Here is a 19,509-nt window from a genome sequence, read left to right as displayed (position 1 = left end):
ATGACCTCGGTTGCCATTTGCATGCCATTGAGAATGGTTCCAAGATCAATGTTTAGGTTCGGAAGCTGAAACAGCGACCGTCTTCGCGGCCTATTTTTCCGCTGCGTTTTCGACCACTCTTGATAATACTGATCGAACAGTTCGGGATTTCTTTGCAGCCTTCTCCTTGAAACCTTCTTTCCCTTTAGCCAATCCATAAATTCCGGTGAAAATGAGTCGCTTTTTTGGTTTGTTCGTCTAGCCAAATCTTCTTTTCACCTCGATTCGCAAATGAAAAAATGCAAAGAGAGAAAGCCTGTTCATTCTCCCTTTGCACACACTTTCTGCTCCAAAGGTCATCATCAATCACAATCGCAGCCTACGATGACCAGCAAGATGAACAGTACCAGGATGAGAGTAAAGTCGTCAGATCCGTTAAAGAGCCCCATTCTCCTCCCCCCTTTCAACAGTAACACTATATGTCCGCAGATTATTTTTGCTTGAGCGGGTGCCTGAAAAGAGGACAAAAGCAGAGTGGAATTTCAAAAGCGCCTTTCAAAACTGGTAGGAACAAAAAAGACACGGGCATGTTGGTTGCCGTGTCTCATGTGGCGAAAGCAGCAGGCGTCAGGGGGCGACTTGTTTTTTCATCAAGGGGAGTCGACGGTCCGGAAAAACAGTGGAAGGGATGTCGCCAATCCGAACAGCTCCCATCTTTTCATAAAAACCTTCTGCGTACGGATCGCTGTGGATGAGAAAATGGTCAATGCTGAGGGAGCGGGCGGTATCCATCAAGTGGTTCCACAACGCTTTTCCGACCCGCTTGCCGATGGCAGCAGGGTCTACGAACAGATCGCTAAGCTCTGCCCCGGTTTCGTCTACGGATAAACGGTAAAATCCCAGAATGTTTCCAGCCTCCTCGGCCAGAAACACATGGGAGGTCTGAAGAAACGCAGGGGTAATCGTCAACTCCTGCCGACATGCCTCCATAAAATCGTCATCGTAGCCCCAATATCCTTTTGAGCGAAATGCCAGGTCGCTGAGTGCAGGTGTTTCTTCCGGGCGGGGAGAACGAATAATCATGGCAGGACCTCCAATTTTCATCTATACAGAAAGTATACAATATTTCCCATAGTGAGGTGTAAGATGGAACGTGTGAAAGCGATCCTCGAAGAGCTGGGATTGGAGTATGAGCTGATTGAACACGAGCGTCCGGTTCGTTCGGCCAAGGAGGGAGCAGCTCTTTTCGGCATTGACATGGGGCAGACTGCACCGGTATTGATCGCAATAGCTGATGATTCACATGTCGCCCTGATTTTGTCGGGCAAGCGTGGGCGCATAAGTTTCCAGTCCCTCGCCGCTCAACTTGGCTACCAAAGCATAAGAATGACCCGGATGGATGAGGTAAAGGGATTGACCGGGTACGAGCCAGGCAGTATTCCGCTCATCGGGCACGGTTTGCCGGTCATTCTGGATGAAGAACTGTTCAACTACCCTGAAGTATATGGGGGATCAGGGCACCCAACGTGGACACTAAAGCTGACTCCACAAGCTCTTGAAAAGGGGAGCAATGTAATTGCAAGGCTTGCATAAAACGAAAAAACGCGAAAGCAGCTTTGAACTGCCTCCGCGTTTTTTGCATTCACACTATGCCATTTAGTGAATGTCACGTTTTTTAAACTGTCCGCCCCGTACATCGTGAATATTGCCAACTGCCAAAAATGCCGATGGATCGACTTCTTCAACGATCAACTTGAGCTTGGCTTCTTCCAGACGGGTAATAATGCAGAACACCACATTTTTATCATCCCCGGAATAACCGCCTTCGCCCTTCAAATAGGTAACGCTGCGGCCCAGGCGGGCGACGATGGCGTCACCGATATCTTTGTGGTTGTCGCTGATGATCCAGACTGATTTCGACCCTTGAAATCCTTCGATTGTCAAGTCGATCATTTTAAATGCGATGTAATAAGCCATCAGGGAGTACATGGCGCGATCGACGCCAAATACGAGTCCTGCGCTACCCAGGATGAACAGGTTAAAAAACATCACAATTTCACCGACAGAGAACGGAGTCTTTTTGTTGATCAAGATAGCCACAATCTCTGTTCCGTCCAAAGACCCGCCGTAACGAATCACCAGCCCCACACCAATGCCCAGGATGATTCCGCCAAAGACAGCAGCCAACAGGGGATCTTCGGTGACTCCTTTCACATCGTGAAGCAGGGAGCTCACAATCGACATCGTGCTGACTCCGAGCAGTGTGGAAATCGCAAAGGTTTTTCCGATCTGTTTGTAGCCAATTACGAGAAAAGGCAGGTTCAACAGAAATAAAAACATCCCCAACGGCAGTCCCGACAGATGCGCGATAATAATGGAGATACCGACTATTCCGCCATCAATAATATGATTGGGGACCAAAAAAATTTCCAGCCCAACAGAAAATAAGGCGGATCCGATCAGGATAAAGAGTATTCGCTTGATAAGTTTGGCAACAGACAGTTTTTGATGATGCGATGACTTTCCTTGCACACCTTCCAAAGGCAACTCCTCCCGGATGTCCAGATTTTCTCTTCGCTTTATTATACCATTTATTGTAGGCAACATTTTAGCTGCATGTAAAGTTCGGAATGTTCAAACTGTTGCAGGCAGTATACCCTCCGCCTGAGAAGAGGATATCCTGCCTGCAAGCTTGGCTTTACCAAACCCGGATTAGCTGACTGTTTTCCACCTGGCAAGCTCGGGAAGATGTTTTTGCAGCATCGCGCGGGCCGCATTTTCTTCCATGCCTTCTTCCTTTAAAAAGGGAACACAAATCTCGATCATTTGCTCCATCGTGATGTCAGGCTGCTTGAAGGCTCCTTCTTCGTAGCAGTAGAGGCAATACTCGCTGTTTTTGGAGCCGTCTTTTTCGGTTCCGAGGATGTGGGCATCCACCATGGGCATACTGCAGCTTTGGCAAAAGGTTTTCGTCATTGAACAACTGCCTCCTTTTATTGGGGATGTCTCCATGATAATGAAGCAAACCTGACAACTGTCTGTCATGTTTCGTCGCGTTTTTTTCCTCCAGCTTTTTGTTCTGCCGAGATGGAAGAACATGTCGGTGACGAACTGCCCGAATAGACGCTCCCGATCTCGTGAGCCAGCTTCTGAATGTTTTCCCGAAAAAAGAGCGGCTCTACGACTTCTACCCTGGGACCAAAGCTGAGGACAAACCCGTACAGCCAGTCGTCGAGGGGATAAGCTTCAGAGACCCAGCAATACCCTTGTTCGTCGATACGGATGTGATCGACGCCAAACATTTCTTCCACGATGGAACGGATCTGGGGAACGAACCGGAGGACGAGCTGGACGGTTTGCCCCGGTTTTCTCCATTCATTGTCCCATGGCAGCTCCTCCAGATTGATCGGTCTGCGTTGAAAGGCGTCTTCCAGCAGAACGGGCTCCTTCAGCCGTGACAGCCTGAATAGACGGAATTCGCACTTGTTTGTACAGTAAGCGTAAAGGTACCATTGGCGTCCTTTTAAAACGAGAGTGTGCGGCTCCACGATTCGCTCGGAAATCGTCCCGGAGACGTTGTGATAGGTAAAGGAGAGCAGGCTGGATGTCTGGATTGCGTGCTTGATCCGCGTGATCTTTTCTTTTTGCGGAGCATCTCCTCCCCATGGGCTGTAATCGATATAGATCTGCTCGGACATCATCTTGAACGCCTCGGACTGTGTGCTTTCCACTATGCCGCGAATCTTCCCGAGTACTACCTCAGCCCGTGCATCCCGGTAGGTCGAGGCAACGCTTTTCAGAGCCATCGTGACTGAGGCCAGCTCCTCCTGGGTCAAAATGTGCTGGTTGAGCCGGTAGTTTTCCATAATGCCGATGCCGCCATTGGCTCCCTGATAGCTGACAATCGGGATGCCTGCCTGATTGATCGCTTCGATATCCCGGTAAATCGTTCGGACAGATACCTCAAACATGTCGGCAAGCTCTTTGGCAGGTATACGCCTCCTCTGGATGAGGATCATCGTGATGGCAAGAAGTCTGTCCAGTTTCATCGTTCAGGCCCCCTTTCTACAGATTGCGGACCCGATACCTGTTGCATGGCTGACAGGTGAAACCGTTTACGAGCAATCCGCTTTTTCCAGTGAAACGAAGGATTGATACACTTTTCCGGGCTCTTCCCATTCCTGAAAGTCGCCATTGGTATACTCACTTATTGTTTTCCTCCAGAATAGTTGGGCAGGCACGTTGGAAGCCAACTGAACAACCTCCCAGTGGCCAGGGAACATGCGAAATACCTGGTGAGCAATGGCTTTGCCAATCCCGGACCTGCGATATTTCCGCATAATGAAAAATTCTGCAATGGAAAAATAACTGCTGCCCAAGTGATTCTCGTCTGCAATTTTTCTCACAAGCACAAACCCGGCCCATTTGCCCTCGGCCTGGATGAGAAACGGAAAGCGATCCGGTTCCGTCCAATAGTTGTCCAAATAAGGATATCCGTATCGGCCCTGTTCGTCCACATCCAAGTCCATATATTCACTAAAGTCGTGATTGTACAGCTCAAGCAAATTGCTTATAATTGATTTTTCTTCCAGAGCGGCTTTTTTTCATGTAAATTTCACAAGGTACCCCCGATATACGTTATCATTCTTTTGGTATTATAGGGACATTTTCGTAAGTTCTGCAAGAAACTTCCAAAAATTAGTGGAAACATCTGCTTTAAAAGAGAAAGTGGACAGAACCCGCGGCATAAGCTTACCTTGGCTTCGAAATCCGGTTTGCCATTTTAGCCAAACGACGAGAGGATGGGGCGGAGTAAGACCATAGAAAAGGAGAAAGGGTACAACAATGATTCGGAAGGTAATGACAGCATGGCTGGTATGTGTGCTTTTGTTTGCGTTCAGTCCATTCACGACACATTCCAGCGAGGGGCAGACATCTTTTCAAAATCCGTATTACAAAGCTGCGTGGGACGCAAAGGGACAACTCAGGATTACGGACGCTGGAGGCAAGGAGATTCTTCGTTCAGTCCAGTATGTGGCTGAGTACGGGGACATTTACAATCTGCTCGTTCCGCAGCTTCCCGCTGGGACCAGCAAAATCAAACTGGACGCGCCGCCAGCCATTCCGGTGGGAAGCATGATACAAATTCGCTCGGAATCGTTCGCGGGCAGGCTGAATGCGCCGCTCGTTCATCAGGCCAAGGTAACAAGCGTACAGGGAAATGAACTCGCCTTTTCGCCGCCGGTGTCAAAACCGATAGATACCAATATGTTTATTCGGCGGGAGCATACGATTGTCCGCCAGTATCAGAAGACAGCGGTGCTGACCGAGCAAAAGCCCGACGGCCTGCTCGTCAAGGTGATCGGAGATACTCCGGCTGCCCAGGTAGAAACGAATTACCTGCTGCGCCAAAACAGCCCGGTCGTCGATGTGGAAGTGAAGACTACATACAAGCGTCAAATACAGATTTTTCGCGAGGCGCTGACACTCAGCTTCGCGCCAAAGGTGTCAGAGGTCTATCGGAAAAACAGGAAGGTAGATACGCATTCTTTTCAAAAGCAATACTGGCTGGACCGGGAAGGCGTCCGGTTCGGGCAAGGAAAGCAGTCGGCTTTTCTGTACCACACCCCGCACGTATCGTCGCTGGAGTTGAACACGGTCCAAAATCAGCTGGTCGTCAATCTGGATCATATGGGAGATCACCGATACGTAGAGGAGACCGTAGGCAAGCAGGTCGGGAAGGTGAGACACGCCTCCGAATACAAGCCACAGGAACAGCGGATCAATACATTTTCGCTCATAGTCGGTTTTCAACCGTCACTGATGCCTCGGCTGATGAACCAGCCTCATGGGTTTCTCGCGACGCACGTCTGGACGGAGCATGCGGATGAACAGTCGCTGGCAAGCAACAGGGCGGCTTACTACGGCTCGGAGAAGATTGCGAGCCCGGATAAAGCAGTGGGTGGTTTTGTCAAATACAAGATACCTGTGACCAAAAGCGTCTTTTATTCGAACCCGTATTACCGTCTGCAGCAGCCGATGAATGTAGCGCTCCATGAGAACCAGGAATTCCTGCAGTTCTTGAAGGATTTGCACAAGCGCGGAATAGAAATCGGGCTGCACACGGCTTATCCGTTCGATTTGCACCTGTACCGGGATGTGGCGGAGAACATCCTGGCTTTTATGAAAAATGAGTTTCATAGCGTGACCTGGATTGATCATGGCTACGTAAAATACAGCTTTGGCTTTCAAGGCTTGGACATCAAAACTCCCTATTATATCGCCGATTTGTGGCAAAAGTACGACACCCGGTATTTCTGGCACTACAGCTCGGAGGACGTGACCAACGTCAACCAGGCATTTGACCTGTTGCAAACGAGAAATGGAGACAGCAGAAGAACGCCCCTGTATTGGGCCCATCCGACAGTGACAGGCCCGTTTTACTCATGGGCGGCAGCGATCGTTCCCGAAAATACGATGTATAGGTACAATGAACAAAATTTACTTCAATTAATCAATGATCGCGGTGTTTTTATCAGCCATGCCTATATCGCCAGAATCCCGCAAGGCAAGGCCGCGGGGAAAATTTTGAAACGGGATCAAAAAGGAGCGCTGGTCATCCAGCCAAGCTTTGATCAATTGCTGAAAAAGATGGCTTCTCTCCGCGATCAGCAAAAGCTCTATCTCACTACCGTGCGGGATTTGATGAAGTACTGGCTGGCGCTGGAGCAGGTGCGGATGGAGTACGATGCAAACGGTACGGTGCGGGTTTACAATGACGGACCCGCGAAAATATCCGGGCTTTCGATGGCTGTAAGAGGTGCGGAGGTGTACGTAAACGGGAAAAAGCCTCCGCAAAAGAAGGACCAGGGAGACCTGATCTTCTGGTTTGACCTGGAGCCCCATGCCCACGCCGTGATTGCGAGAAGTGCTGCGGCCAGCATGCCAAAAGCGGCCGGTACGACAACTCCGGCTAGCACGACAGCCCCGGCCAAAACAACACCTGCTGTGAACAGATGAGAAGGCAAGGCGCTTCCGACAAAGGCGCCAGTCACTCGTCAAACTGATTGGTTTCGGTCAAGACGCGCAAAAAGTCAAAATCAGGAACGAGATAGGAAGCCGGGAGACGGTGTGCAAACTCATTCCATCCGCCCTCATCCAAGCGGTGACGGAGGCGGAAGGCGAAGAGCTGCGCAACTGAATCCCGGCTTTTTTTCTTCTCCCCCGCAGGCGCAGCGACCCGGTGTTTCCTCTTCATCTGGAGGTAGAGCTGCTCGACCTGCTCGGCCCACTTGGCAGACGACCATTCGTTCATCCCGTAAGTCTTGGAGCTGTTTCGCAGATGACTTGCCAGCTCCGGGGTGTCCAAAAGCTGCAGAAGCCTCTCTGAAAGCTCCAGACTGTTGCCGGCTTCAAACAGCAAGCCCGTTTCGCCGTGTCGAACCATTTCCTGGATCACGCTGCTGTCACAAGCTACGATCGCTGTTCCAGCGACCTGTGCCTCCATAAGCGGAAGAGGGAAGTCGACAGCAGGTGCGGGCCACACGACAATATCCGTTTTCGCCAAGAGAGATGGCCAGTCTGTCCGTTCGCCGAGAAGCAGCACATGCCGAGTCAGGTCTTTTTCCCTGCAATACGCTTCAAGCTCCCCTCTCCACGGACCGTCTCCAACCATCCAGCACAAAAAATCGTCCCGCTGCTGCTTGAGCCTTGCCAGAGCGTCCAGCAGCGTAGCAGATCCGCTTTGAAAATCCAGTCCGGGCGGGCAGGCAATGATCTGCACACCTTTCTTTTTTTCGACGGGAGGATACGGTTCATATTGGAGCCATTGAAGAAAAGGGGTAAATTCCATTCCTCGATGGATCACGGCTGAATGCCCGTCCGGTATAAAAAACTCCTCCTGCCATACTTTTTTCAGCCATGCGCTGGGAACGATGGCCTGATCGCAGGAAGTGGCAGCCATGTACTCCTCGCAGGCGACATACCTCGCTTTCAGACTGTCCGGGGATGTGACTTCCGCCGCCACCGCCGGATCGTGCCGAAGCAGTCCGCCGCACTGATACAATAGCGGGACATGAGAAGGCTTTACCCGCCAAACAGCCCTTGTCGCCAGCGCGTCATGGGTATGGATCAGATCGTACTTCCCCAGATCAAAGAGGGACAGGATCAGCTCAAAGGTGTACCGTTCGATTTCTCTCCAGCGAATCCATGGATGGACATGGGGCAGATATTTTTGATAGTAACGAAATACTTCATCGTACACCCGCTCTTTGATTGGCGCTTTTGGGACGGATTGGCCTTGCAAATTCAGCGTCCATGGACCCGATCTTGTCTGGGAGATCAAATAGACGCGCTGCATGTCAGGATGGTGGCCCAGGACATCGACTTGATGCCCGCGCTGCTCCAGCTCTTTTTGCAGCAAGGAAAAAGGCGATGGGAGCTTGCCAGCTTGCGGAATTTGGCCATAGGTGGCAAACAGGATTTTCACACGTATCGCCTGCTTTCTTTTTGACTCTTCAGCGGAAATTTGCTGCTTTTTCGGTTTATGCAAATTTCCTTGCATATTTGTTACAGACCCGCTTTATTGTTCTGTCATACAACGCCCAGCAAACTCAAAAGCTTTTGCAGCGAATCCGGCGGGATCGTCAAGTCTTCCTTCCCCCGCAGCTCGTGCACCGATTCTGGAGATCGTCTGCCGCTGCCGATCAGGTAGGCATAGCGTAGCTGTGCGTGATTGCTCAATGCCCAGTAGATCGGATTCACATATCCGGGTGAAAACAGCTCGATCACGAGTGTCCCCGGTTTGCAAAAGACGATATTGGTCAGATTGGCTCCGTGAGGGGAAATGATGACATCGGCGGAGGCAAACAGACGTATTTGTTCGGACACGCTGTATTCGCTCGGAGTAATGGTGACAAAACCGTGAGACCCAAGCAGGCTGACAATCTGCTGTTCATTGGATACGCGCCGGTGAAATGCATCTGCCCGACTGACGTAAATACGCTTGTGGTTCAGGGCCCCCGATGGACCTGGACGGAAAGACTCGCTCGCTTCCTTGCTCGGCGCTGTCTGTCCAATGGAAGAGGGCAGCAGTTCCTTGCGCAAGAAATCGACAGCCCATTTGGGATAATGGGACGTATAGCCGATCAGCGACGGGATGACTGCTTGCTTTACCTGACAATGGCTGTCCGCTTGCGGTTGGAACCTTTTTCCGGCTGGAATGCCGAGCATGTTCAGCGTCTCATCCTGAAAGGGAAGGATCGGGATGGACATATAGTTAAAGACGTACCTGTCGATCGACAGGCCGCTTTTCCGGATCAAATCAAGCCGGGGCAGCACGTCCAGCATCCAGTGAAAATAGCTGTCGCTGGCGGTGTAGGTAAGTACTGCCCAGGTCTCATCATAATGCTGCGGGGCAGGCAGAGAGGATTGGCGAAAAACAGAATGCTGCTCCGGAGGCTCTGACGAATGCTCGACCGACACATCCCACACCAGCTTGTTTTCCGGCGTAACCACCGCTCCTTTTGTCCCCCAGAGCCGTCCGTCCGGGATGATCCCTACAAAGGGGCTGGGGTGGCTGGTAAACGGTTTTTCTCTAAATTCCCAGGGAGCAGGCTCATCCAGGCCAATGGGCAGCGCGAAGTCGCTCTCATGGTCGGCGTAATATTCCTGAAACAGCCCGTCCATGGATCGGCCTCTCGCCAGATGGTAGGCTACCCATTCCCCCATCGTTCGGTAGAAACCGTCTGGAGCGGGATGGCCATCGGTGATTTGGCTCATGAAACCGGCCCTCCTTTCAAAAAAACTCTTGATAGTGTATGTACAATCATTCGCGTCTGCATACGCAGTCATGGAGCCTGCCGAAAAAACATCTCCTGACCAGCGGCCGCTGTCTCGCGGTGCTTGAAAAGGGGAGATGGCGTCTGCTGTGGAAGTAGAAGAGACTGGGAATCAACCCGGCATATGCACGGTTGGTAAAAACCGGAGCGGACAAGGGAGGGGCTTGCCGTGGGCTTTCGAGGATCTGATTTTTTTGACGACGATTGCATTTTTCAAAACTATATGGCGCGGCGCGAAGGACAGGAGAATGCCAACGATACTTTGGAAAAACCGCTGATACGGGAAATGATGGGTGACGTGAGCGGCTTGTCGGTTTTGGATCTTGGCTGTGGCGACGCCCGGTTCGGCATCGAACTGCTGGAAGCGGGATGTGCGGACTATCTGGGGGTGGAAGGATCACACAACATGGTCGAAGCGGCAGCAGGAAATTTGCATGGCTATCCCGCAAAGGTGGTCCATTCCACCATCGAGGATTGGCCATTTCCTGCAGGCCGCTTTGATCTTGTGCTCTCCAGATTGGTGCTTCACTACATCGAAGATCTCGATTCGCTTTATTGCCGTATCCATCAAGCCTTGAAGCCGGGCGGGAGACTTCTTTTTTCTGTCGAACACCCCGTCATTACGTCTACGCTGCAGACAGCAGGGCAACGGACGAATTGGCTGGTCGATCAGTATTTTGTCAACGGACCGAGGCAGCAGCACTGGATGGGTGGAACAGTTTCCAAGTACCATCGTACGATCGAAGACTACTTCCTCGGGCTGCAGAAGGCCGGCTTTACTGTAGAACAGCTAAGGGAATCCCGGCCGCTCAGGGAAAACTTTCTTCATCAGGAGACGTATGAGCGGCGGATGAGAATCCCTTTGTTCTTGCTGCTTTCCGGGAGAAAGTGAAACCGGCATGCTGTCGTCATCGAGAAGGGAGAAATCCCGGCGGCATCTGAACAGAAGCAGAAGGAACGCTGATGAACAGAAAGAAAGCTGATCATCTAGAAAGAAAACGCCCGGCTGTGCGAGCGTAAGCGTAAAACGCCGCGCAGTCGGGCTAAAAAACGAGAAAAGATAGCTTTCCCCTTCGGCAAAGACATGCTTGGAAGAGGTGGAGCTATCTTTTCTTATCTTTCGTCAGGCAATCCGTCAAACGCTTTTCTTGTTTACGAGATCAAACGTATGATGCTGGCAGCGCGGGCAGCCGCGCATTTTTAGCATTTCAATCGTAGAAAAGCGCTGCTGAAAGCCGACCTGCACGCTTCCATTGCATTCCCTGCAGCGGTATGTCCGCATCGTCCTTTTCACCTCGCCGGTATACAGCGCATCGTCGAAGCCTCCTTTTATTTTGGGAGTTGTCTGCTCAGTCGTTTTCAGTACGATCATCTGGCCTCTGTTCCCGATCATCTCCGCCCCCTCGTATTCATTGAAATGCGGAATGATCTCGCTGACCATCAGCCCCATCCGGATAAACTCGCGCTGCATATCGAGCATAAAGCCAGGCGATTTATGGGCGAAGGACAGGAAGATAGGCAGTCCTGTCTTTTGCTTGAGCAAACTGATTCCCCGTGAAACGAAAAGGCTCATGCCTGGCAGCGTATAGGGCGGGTCGGTGAAAAAACAGCCAAATGTGCCGAGCTGCTTCTGGGACAGAGGCTTGCGGAGGTCTGCACGGTGACCGCTGATCGGCAGGCCTTCGCGCCAAGCGATGTCCGCGATGAACGCAAGGAACCGATCATCGATGTCGACGACGGTGATCCATGCCTTGTGCTGGACCGCTTCCGGGAACAAACGCTTGAGCAGCAGTCCGAGAGATACGCTCACCAGATCATCATCGCCGACGCACAGAATCCTGCTGCCGATGAGCGCATGATGTTTCAGGCAAAGAATCGCCCGCCTCAAGCTGGTCTCCGGCGTGCATTTGGACTGGTCAATCTCTACATTTACCTGCGGACGAGCAGGGAACCATTCGTAGAGACGAGACAGGATGTCGGCGAGCTCGGCCTTCCAATCGCAGTCCTCCAGCAGCTTGCGGTACAAATCCATGTCCAAACCGTCGAAGCCCCACTTTTGCCGAACGTATTCTGCCCCTTCTTCGGTGCAGCAAACTCCGCGATCCTGGCGAAGCGCGCCCAATTTGATCAGCTCCTTTTTGATTGCAGCCGTCACGGGAACAGGCAGCAGGAGCTTGCGAGCCAATTCTTTCGTAGAGATGCCGGGATTGACAAAAGACTCCAGCAGGAGCTGTTCGATCGCCTGTACACCTTCCTGCAGGGTTATGCGTTTGCTTGCGAGTTCTATATAATTTTTCAATCGGATCACTCTTTTCATCGTTATTTTTCAAAAAACAAACAGGCAGAAAATGAACACAGCGTCCATCTTCTGCCTGTTTGGGCATGTGTTGACGATACACGGATTCCAGGGAGCAGGGTACGACAAATAAACGCTCCTCCGGGACATGCGTGTAAACAAACAAAACCGCGCATAAGAGCACGGTCGTCTGCAGTCAACAAAGATATTGAATGGGATGGCCGGTTCTTAACTAATTGGGTATCCCCTCATGTTCCCAGCACAAATAGACCACGAAAAATGTGGGTTTTTTGCAAGGAAAGCAGGAAAACACCCTATCAAATTTGATTAGTTAAGAACCAACGCGGACATCAAGACATCCCCTTAATTTCAGTAAAGTTATTCATAGTATAGCTGGAAGCGGATGGAATTGCAAGGCTGCTTCCATTTTTTCCATATCGGCGGAAGCCCGGATTCGCATCAGAAGACAGTGGCAGGAATAGGCCTTATTTCCATGCACTCGATCCCTTTACACAAGAGGGAGATAAAGATAACGTAAAGGATGGGAGTTTTATATCGAACGATTATCGATCCTGTGGATCAACCCGAAGGAGCTACACAGATGAATGTTGATAAGAACACGGAAAACTCTTGGGCATCACCCGATCGAGAGGCAGGAGCGGGGAGAATTCTCATGGTTGTCTCTGTTCAGCCTGAAAAAGAAGCGGTCTTGCGCGGACTGGGCGGCGACAGCCGGTTTGACGTCCTGGTAGGGGGCGTCGGTTCCGTAGCGGCTGCTGCCAGGACGGCCAGAAGACTGGCAACAGCAGAGTCCGGTTACAGCCTGGTCATCTGCGCAGGAATCGCCGGCGGATTTGTCGGCCAGGCGGAGGTAGGCTCTCTGGTCGTGGCTGCCGAGATTATCGCGGCCGATCTCGGAGCCGAGACGCCGGATGGCTTTTGCAGCGTGGACGAGCTCGGCTTCGGCTCCGCCCGCGTGCAGGTCGAAGATAAGCTCGCATCCCGCCTGACCGAGGCCTTGCGGGCAGCGGGACTTCCCGTCTGTCACGGTCCGATCTTGACGTTGTCGACGGTAACGGGCACAGCGGCTACCGCCTCTGAGCTGAAGGCCAGAGTCCCGGAAGCAGCCGCCGAAGCGATGGAGGGATACGGCGTCGCAATAGCTGCAAAGGACAGCGGCCTGCCTGTCCTGGAAATCCGTTCAATCTCCAATGCGGTCGGTCCGCGAAACAAGGCGGCATGGCGTATGAAAGAGGCCTTTGAGGCGCTCGAAGCCGCATGCAAAGTAATTCGGGAGGTACTATGATGAAGATTGCGTTTTCTCCTTGCCCTAATGACACATTTGTTTTTCACGCCTGGGTGCACGGACTGGTTCCCGGCGCTCCAAAGCTGGATGTGATGTATGCAGACATTGACATTACCAACGGACTTGCGGCAAGCGGACAGGGGCCGGAAGTGCTGAAGGTTTCCTATGCGGCTCTTCCGTGGCTGCTCGATGACTATGCTCTTCTGCCATGCGGCGGGGCGCTTGGCCGGGGCTGTGGCCCGCTTGTTTTGACGAAAGGCAGTCTCGCTGGAACGAACGATCCGTCCGTGCTGTCGGGCAAACGCGTGGCTGTCCCTAGCGAACGCTCCACGGCGTATCTGCTGTTCCGCTTGTGGGCAGCCCAGAATGTACCCGGAGGCGTGGGCGAAATCGTGGTCATGCCGTTTCACGAAATCATGCCCGCCGTCCGCGATGGATTGATCGATGCGGGACTGGTGATTCACGAGGCCCGCTTTACGTATCAGACGTATGGGCTGACAATGCTCGCTGATATGGGAAGCTGGTGGGAGTCGGACACCGGCCTGCCGATTCCGCTCGGTGCGATCATTGCCCGCCGTTCGCTCGACCTGGACAAGCTGGCGGAGTGGACGCGGGCGTCTGTCGAGTACGCCTGGGCGCATCCCGAGGCATCTCAAGACTACGTGATGAGCCACGCACAAGAAATGGACCCTGAGGTAGCCAAAGCTCACATCAATCTGTATGTGAACAGCTTCACGGCAAATTTGGGAGAAGACGGCTATGCCGCGGTGACGGCGCTGTTGGGCCGCGCTGCCGAGGAAGGACTCGTACCGAAGTTCGATCTGGCGGCGCTGCGAGTATAAAAGCGATTGATGCAACAAGGAAGGCTGAAGCCTCTGTCATTTGTTCAAACGAACAAGTGCAGGGGCTTTCTTTTATGGAGCGTGCCCAGCAAGCCGTTAATTGCTAGTTGGTGAAAGTCCAACCGAGGCAGGAGCCAAGTCACCTCGTAGCTGACAGGCAACTGGTGGAGAAATCCTAAGGTTGAAGCCCTGTGACAAAGTAACTCGAAAGAGTGCGAGCAAATCAGCAGGCCGTAACATAAAGTGAATCCTGCAGCCTCGTTAAGAAAGACCACCGAGAGGTGGACAAAGGGAAGCCGAGCTTGTTTCATATGGGCGAAGGCCAAGGACGGTGTGGAGAACTTGGAATACAGCACCTATGAATCCCTCGGGGTATGGGGAGCGGTATGTTGAGAAAGTAGTTAACGGAACTGGGGAGACCCTACTCTGCACGCCCCGTCAGGAGCGTAAAACGGAAACCTATAACCGTAAGGGAAGTGGTGGATGGCAGAGAGGGAGTCGGAGGGGTTCATAGTACCGATGAACATAAGGACAACACAACCTTATGGAGGGAAGGAGCCCTGCTTTGTTCACGGGTCGAAGGAGGTAAGAGTGAGTGAATGCAAGTAAACTTGCTAACTACACCGATGTAAAAGCTCGACAACTTTGGACAACCCTATATCTTTGTGCCAAGGCAAACTCAAAACGGCGATTTCATGCCTTGTATGACAAAATCTACCGCCCGGATATTCTAGCGACAGCTTGGAGGAGAGTAAAAGCAAATAAAGGGAGCGGAGGAATCGACGGACAATCCATCGCACAGATTGTGGAGGAGTATGGGGAGAGCCGTTTTCTTAACGAGATCTATCTAGATTTAAAAGAAAAGCGGTATCGTCCACATCCGGTTCGTCGAACTTACATCCCTAAACCGGATGGCAAGAAACGTCCACTCGGCATCCCGACGATCAAGGATCGGGTGGTCCAAATGGCTACTAAGCTAGTCATTGAACCGATCTTTGAAGCTGATTTTCGGGACTGTTCTTATGGCTTTCGGCCAGGAAGAAATGCTCACCAGGCAATTGCACAGATACGCAAAGCAAGCAAGAGGTGTTATTGGGTCGTAGATGTTGACATTAAAGGGTATTTCGACAACATCAACCATGAGAAGTTGATGAAACTGGTCGAAATGAGAATCAGCGACAGACGTGTTCTGAAACTTATCCGACAATGGCTGCAGGCTGGGGTCATGGAAAATGATCAATTCCATGAAACAGAACTGGGAACTCCGCAAGGAGGGGTAATCTCGCCTCTTCTTTCAAACATCTATCTAAACTACATGGACACCATTTGGGAAAATCAATTCTCCCATCTTGGCACACTTATCCGCTATGCGGATGACTTCGTTATCATGTGCAGAACCAAACAAGAAGCATTGGAAAGCATTCAAGTGCTGATGGCTATTCTAAACAAGCTGGAGCTTAGTCTCAGTAAAGAGAAATCTAGACTCGTTAATATTTGGGACAATTCCACTGGGTTTGACTTTCTTGGGCTGCACCATCGCAAATTCCCCGTGTTCAACAAAGGGGGGAGCAAGGTATTTGCTATGTCTCATGTACCAGCTAAGAAAGCAATGAAGGAAATGAGACGTAAAATTAAGGAATACACTGCACCAAGGAACAAACTGTTTCTGTCTCTAGAAGAGCTAGTGAAAGGGCTAAATCGCAAGCTAAGGGGGTTCAAGAACTACTACTTCATCTCGCCCATCGCCAAACGATGGGCAAGACGGATAGACTGGTATGTGATTGAACGCCTTACAATCTTCTGCAACAAGAAAAGAAGCAAGCGGAATAAACATGCCGGAAAGCTGAAGGTCATACAAAACACGCAGGGTAGTTTATTGAAATTAGCCGGATAAAGTAAGCCGAATGCCAAAGAAAGAAGAACATCGGAAAGCCGTATGAGGGAAAACCTCACGTACGGTTTGATGAGGGGGAGCTGAAATGAGCAAGGCGACCATACGGTCGCCCGAAAGTTTCAGTTCTCTACTCTACAAAAAAGGGAAAGGTCGGAACTTGTCGAATACGGGAGAGGGATGAATAACGGTAGTGTGATCAACACCCAAAGTGATAGGCAAGCCGTTCGATCCATACGTGTGCACAGAAGAGGGATGAAGGGGAAGGCTGCTTATCTCTCGCGATGAGGTGACCGTGATGAACCGTTTTTTGATTGGCCAATACGCAGGTTTTGACGAGAAAAAATACAAGCGTGATTTCCGGGACGGCTTTTACGGAATCGAAGCGTGTCTGTTTTCCGCACCGGAGGATATCGCCAAACTGGTCGGGGAGTCAAAGCGCAGGGGCTTTCGGATCGGGGTGCACTTTCCGTTTCGCTCCGGCTTCTCCCCGCTGAGAGACGCGCTTTTCCTGTCTTCTGATGATGAAATTCGAGCCAACGCGTACGCCTATATCGAGAACGAGCTGGCGTATTTATACGCTTCGGTCCAGCCAGAATATGTGCTGTTTCATTACCCCAAACCGGTTATCTTGGACGACAGGGTAGATTGGGAAAAATGGCGCTTTTACGATTCGGCGGAATACATGTATGAAAGTGCCTGCAGCTTTGAAGAGACAGCGGCGAAAAGCGAGGAGCTGTTTCAGTGGCTCACGGAGAAAAGCGTACAGTACGGCTTCGTTCCGGTGCTTGAGTTCGACGCGCTCAATCGGTATGTGTACGAGGCCGATTTTTTGGAAAGCTTGCTCGTGCGCTATCCGGCCATCAAGCTATGCCTGGATACGGGACGGCTCTTTTTTCAGGAAAAGCTGGATCCGCATTTCCGGGCCAAAGAGGTCATCAAAAAGTACGCCAAATATGCAGCGACGATCCATCTATGGACGCTTCGGGTGAATGAAGAAGGGGATTTACAGCACTATCATTACCCCGTGCTCCCTGATCAGAATCCTGCGGACGGATGGGCTCCCATCGAAGAGTATTTGAACATCATCGCCGCAGAGAACGACAGCGTGCGAATCATGTTCGAGCACCGCTCTGACCTGATCGCTGATGAACAGTTGGAAAGCTGCTATGCATGGGTCGCAGGCATCATCGACAAATCCGCGGGCAAGGGAGCGGTAGTGGAAACGCTGCAAGAGCGGGAGGAAAGGGAGCAGTAGACGTGAAGAAAATTTTTTGGCTATTCCTGTGCATGTACCTAGCAGTTGGCCTTACCGGGTGTGAATCGGACAGCTCGCTGCCCAAAGCGGGAAAAGGCAATCTGGCGCAAAGCGAGCATTACCATGTGTACGGAGGCGACACGGAGGCAATGTACTACCGGCCGGTTGAATTCAATCAGGTGTTTCCGTATCTGCCTGAAAAGCTGAAGCAAAATGCAAAACTCATCGACCCGGGCAAGCTTCCTTTTCCGGTGGGAAAACAAAACGCTTATCTCGTCAGCTTTCAAAGTGGACAAGAAAGCGGACATTTGCATCAGGTGCAGTTCTCCTATTTAAAAGACAAGGACGAATACGGCAGATATGGCAACGAGTTCGTTATCGTCCGCATGACGGAAACAGCTTCCGATCCTTTTGTGGGGTTCGTCGGGCGCAAGTCAGGGACGGATGATATGGGAAACAGGATTGAAGTGGAGACCATTGGCGACGACAATATACGCCTGTACCATCACATCCTGCAAACAGGAGGCGGCTACGTGTACTCCTACTATGACTGGGATGAGCAGAAGCGCTCTGTCCAAATGGTGAAAACCATGGCAAATGAAATCGATTTCTACCACAACGGGGTCATGTATCAAATCGGTTATTTGGTGAACGGGAATCAGTTTGACGAAAATGTGCAGAAGCAGATGGTGGCGCTTGCCAAGGAATTGGTTGCGGACGAGGAAGGATAAAGGATAAAGAGGCGGAAACCTGGAGTATTCATTAGCAGGTTTTCGCCTCTTCTATTGCGGGACAGCCGCGAACACGCTGGGATTCTCGATCTGCTCGTTTTGCATGGAAAGCCAATACCTCCTGCCGCTTGGCTGGATTGTGAAAATGGCCCGTGCAGACAAACGTTACTTTTTCAAATGATCACGCAAAAATGCCAGCTGTTGTCTTCGCTGCTGTGCTGCCCCCTGACGAGCATGCCGAACGCAGCATAGCCGTGCAACGCCCAATTGACCACGTCATGGATGCCGCCGTCGAAGCACCAGTCATAGCCGTGATAGAGAATCAGCCCCGGATGTGCGCCCGCCTTGTCCGGAACGGCGAAATACCCCTGAATCCTTGCACCTCCAAATCCACGGTAGCTGAGCTGATACAAGCGAACACCGTCTGCGGGATATGTCAGCGGCGCAAGTTCATAGGTGAGCGGTTCCTGATCCAGAAGCGCTTTGGTGGCTTCCCAAAAGTCTGCAAAATCGTCTTTTCGCGTAAGCGCCGGACGGTATGTCTGCAATTGGTCCAATGGCAAATCATATGGCTGCATGAAAAGTTCCTCCTGTGATCTGCGATGAGTAGAGCAGCTTAGTGGGAATGTACGTTCTTAGTATAAGTGAAAAAAAAGCCCTTTCCACAATAAGGAAAGGGTGACGAACGTCAGCTCATATTTTTTGCTTTTTCCTTTCTCCAACGTCGAATCATATCATGGACTTGAGCCCCATTAATTAATGTAATATTTAGGGGACCTGCGATTTCTATTGCTGTCTTGGTAAAATGGCTTGTTGTGACAATCCAAGCGTCATAGCAACCGTACACCTGCTTGCCAGCCTTTAATCGCAGCACTATGTCATTTCCTACGTTCTTTTTCCAGCGTTTGCACTGTACGGCGATCTTGTAGCCTTTCTTATCTTGGAGAATCAAATCAACCTCGTTATCCCCTGAACCTCCAACCCTTTCTACTTGATACCCCTTGTCTCGGTAATAAGCTTCCATTAATCTTTCAAAGTCCGGTCCGGAAAGGGAATCAATATCTGCGGTTAACAACTCTTGATCCGAAAGTGGCTTACGAGATTGTTTTTCAGTTTTGTGATTTCTCTTGGTTAGTTCTTTCTTTGCCCCATTCTTTTTTTGCTTTGCTTTTCCTTGATTGTTTACCCTAGCTAACCAACTTCCAATGATTACAGACAAGACGAGACTAACGCCAATAGAACCGAAGAAAAATAGGTAGCCAAGATTATAGGCAAAGCAAATTGATGCCGAGGAAATAACGAGTATCCCCCGTATCAGGTTTTCAATATTCGTTAATTCTTTTTTTGACCATTTCGCCATAAGATGT

The 19,509-nt window shown here is 51.0% G+C and carries 19 protein-coding genes; 8 read left to right on the top strand and 11 right to left on the bottom strand.

Annotation, left to right across the window (positions count from 1 at the left end; genetic code table 11):
• Window positions 1–341: 341 nt before the first annotated feature.
• Both V5G20_RS23020 and V5G20_RS23015 read right to left on the bottom strand, forming a co-directional pair.
• Window positions 342–428 (bottom strand): YjcZ family sporulation protein, encoded by an 87-nt coding sequence (locus V5G20_RS23020; protein ID WP_031932133.1) that lies wholly within the window; start codon window positions 426–428, stop codon window positions 342–344.
• 178 nt (window positions 429–606) lie between these two features.
• Window positions 607–1,062: a GNAT family N-acetyltransferase gene (locus V5G20_RS23015; RefSeq protein ID WP_003391117.1), complete on the bottom strand. Its 456-nt coding sequence runs from the start codon at window positions 1,060–1,062 to the stop codon at window positions 607–609.
• Window positions 1,063–1,125: 63 nt separating this feature from the next.
• Here V5G20_RS23015 and V5G20_RS23010 point away from each other — a divergent pair, with 63 nt between their 5' ends.
• Window positions 1,126–1,572, top strand: a complete 447-nt coding sequence (locus tag V5G20_RS23010; RefSeq protein WP_003391118.1) for an aminoacyl-tRNA deacylase — start codon at window positions 1,126–1,128, stop codon at window positions 1,570–1,572.
• A 63-nt stretch (window positions 1,573–1,635) separates the two neighbouring features.
• On the opposite strand, the gene V5G20_RS23005 is transcribed toward V5G20_RS23010, so the two are convergent.
• From V5G20_RS23005 to V5G20_RS22990, 4 genes are all read right to left on the bottom strand, one after another.
• A complete protein-coding gene (locus V5G20_RS23005) occupies window positions 1,636–2,520 on the bottom strand; it encodes a YitT family protein (RefSeq protein WP_003391120.1) in 885 nt (294 codons plus the stop codon).
• A 171-nt stretch (window positions 2,521–2,691) separates the two neighbouring features.
• On the bottom strand, window positions 2,692–2,955 hold the full coding sequence (locus V5G20_RS23000) for a zinc ribbon domain-containing protein (protein WP_003391123.1): 264 nt from the start codon (window positions 2,953–2,955) through the stop codon (window positions 2,692–2,694).
• Between the two features lie 65 nt (window positions 2,956–3,020).
• Entirely contained in the window at window positions 3,021–4,028 is a 1,008-nt protein-coding gene (locus V5G20_RS22995) for a helix-turn-helix transcriptional regulator (RefSeq protein WP_003391126.1), read from the bottom strand.
• A gap of 66 nt (window positions 4,029–4,094) precedes the next feature.
• Window positions 4,095–4,508: a GNAT family N-acetyltransferase gene (locus tag V5G20_RS22990; protein WP_311067759.1), complete on the bottom strand. Its 414-nt coding sequence runs from the start codon at window positions 4,506–4,508 to the stop codon at window positions 4,095–4,097.
• Between the two features lie 316 nt (window positions 4,509–4,824).
• Between V5G20_RS22990 and V5G20_RS22985 the strand changes: the two genes are divergently transcribed.
• Window positions 4,825–6,999 carry a hypothetical protein gene (locus tag V5G20_RS22985; RefSeq protein ID WP_251255744.1) on the top strand — a complete coding sequence of 725 codons (2,175 nt, stop codon included), beginning with the start codon at window positions 4,825–4,827 and terminating at the stop codon, window positions 6,997–6,999.
• Window positions 7,000–7,030: 31 nt separating this feature from the next.
• Here V5G20_RS22985 and V5G20_RS22980 read toward each other — a convergent pair whose 3' ends face one another.
• Window positions 7,031–8,467, bottom strand: a complete 1,437-nt coding sequence (locus V5G20_RS22980) for a glycosyltransferase family 4 protein (RefSeq protein WP_170208411.1) — start codon at window positions 8,465–8,467, stop codon at window positions 7,031–7,033.
• Between the two features lie 104 nt (window positions 8,468–8,571).
• Window positions 8,572–9,759, bottom strand: a complete 1,188-nt coding sequence (locus V5G20_RS22975; RefSeq protein WP_251237659.1) for a glycosyltransferase family 61 protein — start codon at window positions 9,757–9,759, stop codon at window positions 8,572–8,574.
• Between the two features lie 228 nt (window positions 9,760–9,987).
• On the opposite strand from V5G20_RS22975, the gene V5G20_RS22970 reads away from it, so the two are divergent.
• Window positions 9,988–10,710 (top strand): class I SAM-dependent methyltransferase, encoded by a 723-nt coding sequence (locus V5G20_RS22970; RefSeq protein ID WP_003391137.1) that lies wholly within the window; start codon window positions 9,988–9,990, stop codon window positions 10,708–10,710.
• Window positions 10,711–10,953: 243 nt separating this feature from the next.
• On the opposite strand, the gene V5G20_RS22965 is transcribed toward V5G20_RS22970, so the two are convergent.
• Window positions 10,954–12,117: a bis-aminopropyl spermidine synthase family protein gene (locus tag V5G20_RS22965; RefSeq protein WP_338462352.1), complete on the bottom strand. Its 1,164-nt coding sequence runs from the start codon at window positions 12,115–12,117 to the stop codon at window positions 10,954–10,956.
• 598 nt (window positions 12,118–12,715) lie between these two features.
• Between V5G20_RS22965 and V5G20_RS22960 the strand changes: the two genes are divergently transcribed.
• The 5 genes from V5G20_RS22960 (at window position 12,716) to V5G20_RS22940 (ending at window position 18,142) form a co-directional block, all read left to right on the top strand.
• Window positions 12,716–13,420 carry a futalosine hydrolase gene (locus V5G20_RS22960; RefSeq protein WP_251237662.1) on the top strand — a complete coding sequence of 235 codons (705 nt, stop codon included), beginning with the start codon at window positions 12,716–12,718 and terminating at the stop codon, window positions 13,418–13,420.
• Window positions 13,420–14,262, top strand: a complete 843-nt coding sequence (locus tag V5G20_RS22955; RefSeq protein WP_003391143.1) for a 1,4-dihydroxy-6-naphthoate synthase — start codon at window positions 13,420–13,422, stop codon at window positions 14,260–14,262. The genes V5G20_RS22960 and V5G20_RS22955 overlap by 1 nt, the downstream gene beginning before the upstream one ends.
• 595 nt (window positions 14,263–14,857) lie before the next feature.
• Entirely contained in the window at window positions 14,858–16,156 is a 1,299-nt protein-coding gene (ltrA, locus tag V5G20_RS22950) for a group II intron reverse transcriptase/maturase (protein ID WP_024985477.1), read from the top strand.
• A gap of 295 nt (window positions 16,157–16,451) precedes the next feature.
• A complete protein-coding gene (locus V5G20_RS22945) occupies window positions 16,452–17,411 on the top strand; it encodes a sugar phosphate isomerase/epimerase (RefSeq protein ID WP_338462349.1) in 960 nt (319 codons plus the stop codon).
• Between the two features lie 2 nt (window positions 17,412–17,413).
• Window positions 17,414–18,142, top strand: a complete 729-nt coding sequence (locus V5G20_RS22940) for a hypothetical protein (protein ID WP_003391146.1) — start codon at window positions 17,414–17,416, stop codon at window positions 18,140–18,142.
• Between the two features lie 173 nt (window positions 18,143–18,315).
• Here the strand turns inward: V5G20_RS22940 and V5G20_RS22935 are convergent, their stop codons facing one another.
• Both V5G20_RS22935 and V5G20_RS22930 read right to left on the bottom strand, forming a co-directional pair.
• A complete protein-coding gene (locus V5G20_RS22935; protein WP_003391148.1) occupies window positions 18,316–18,720 on the bottom strand; it encodes an acetylxylan esterase in 405 nt (134 codons plus the stop codon).
• A gap of 110 nt (window positions 18,721–18,830) precedes the next feature.
• Window positions 18,831–19,502: a restriction endonuclease gene (locus tag V5G20_RS22930; protein ID WP_039071416.1), complete on the bottom strand. Its 672-nt coding sequence runs from the start codon at window positions 19,500–19,502 to the stop codon at window positions 18,831–18,833.
• Window positions 19,503–19,509: the final 7 nt, after the last annotated feature.

It is taken from the genome of Brevibacillus borstelensis, assembly GCF_036700025.1.
GTDB lineage: Bacteria > Bacillota > Bacilli > Brevibacillales > Brevibacillaceae > Brevibacillus > Brevibacillus borstelensis.
The sequence above is the reverse complement of the archived record's forward strand: the minus strand, read 5'-3'. Positions and strand labels throughout refer to the sequence as shown.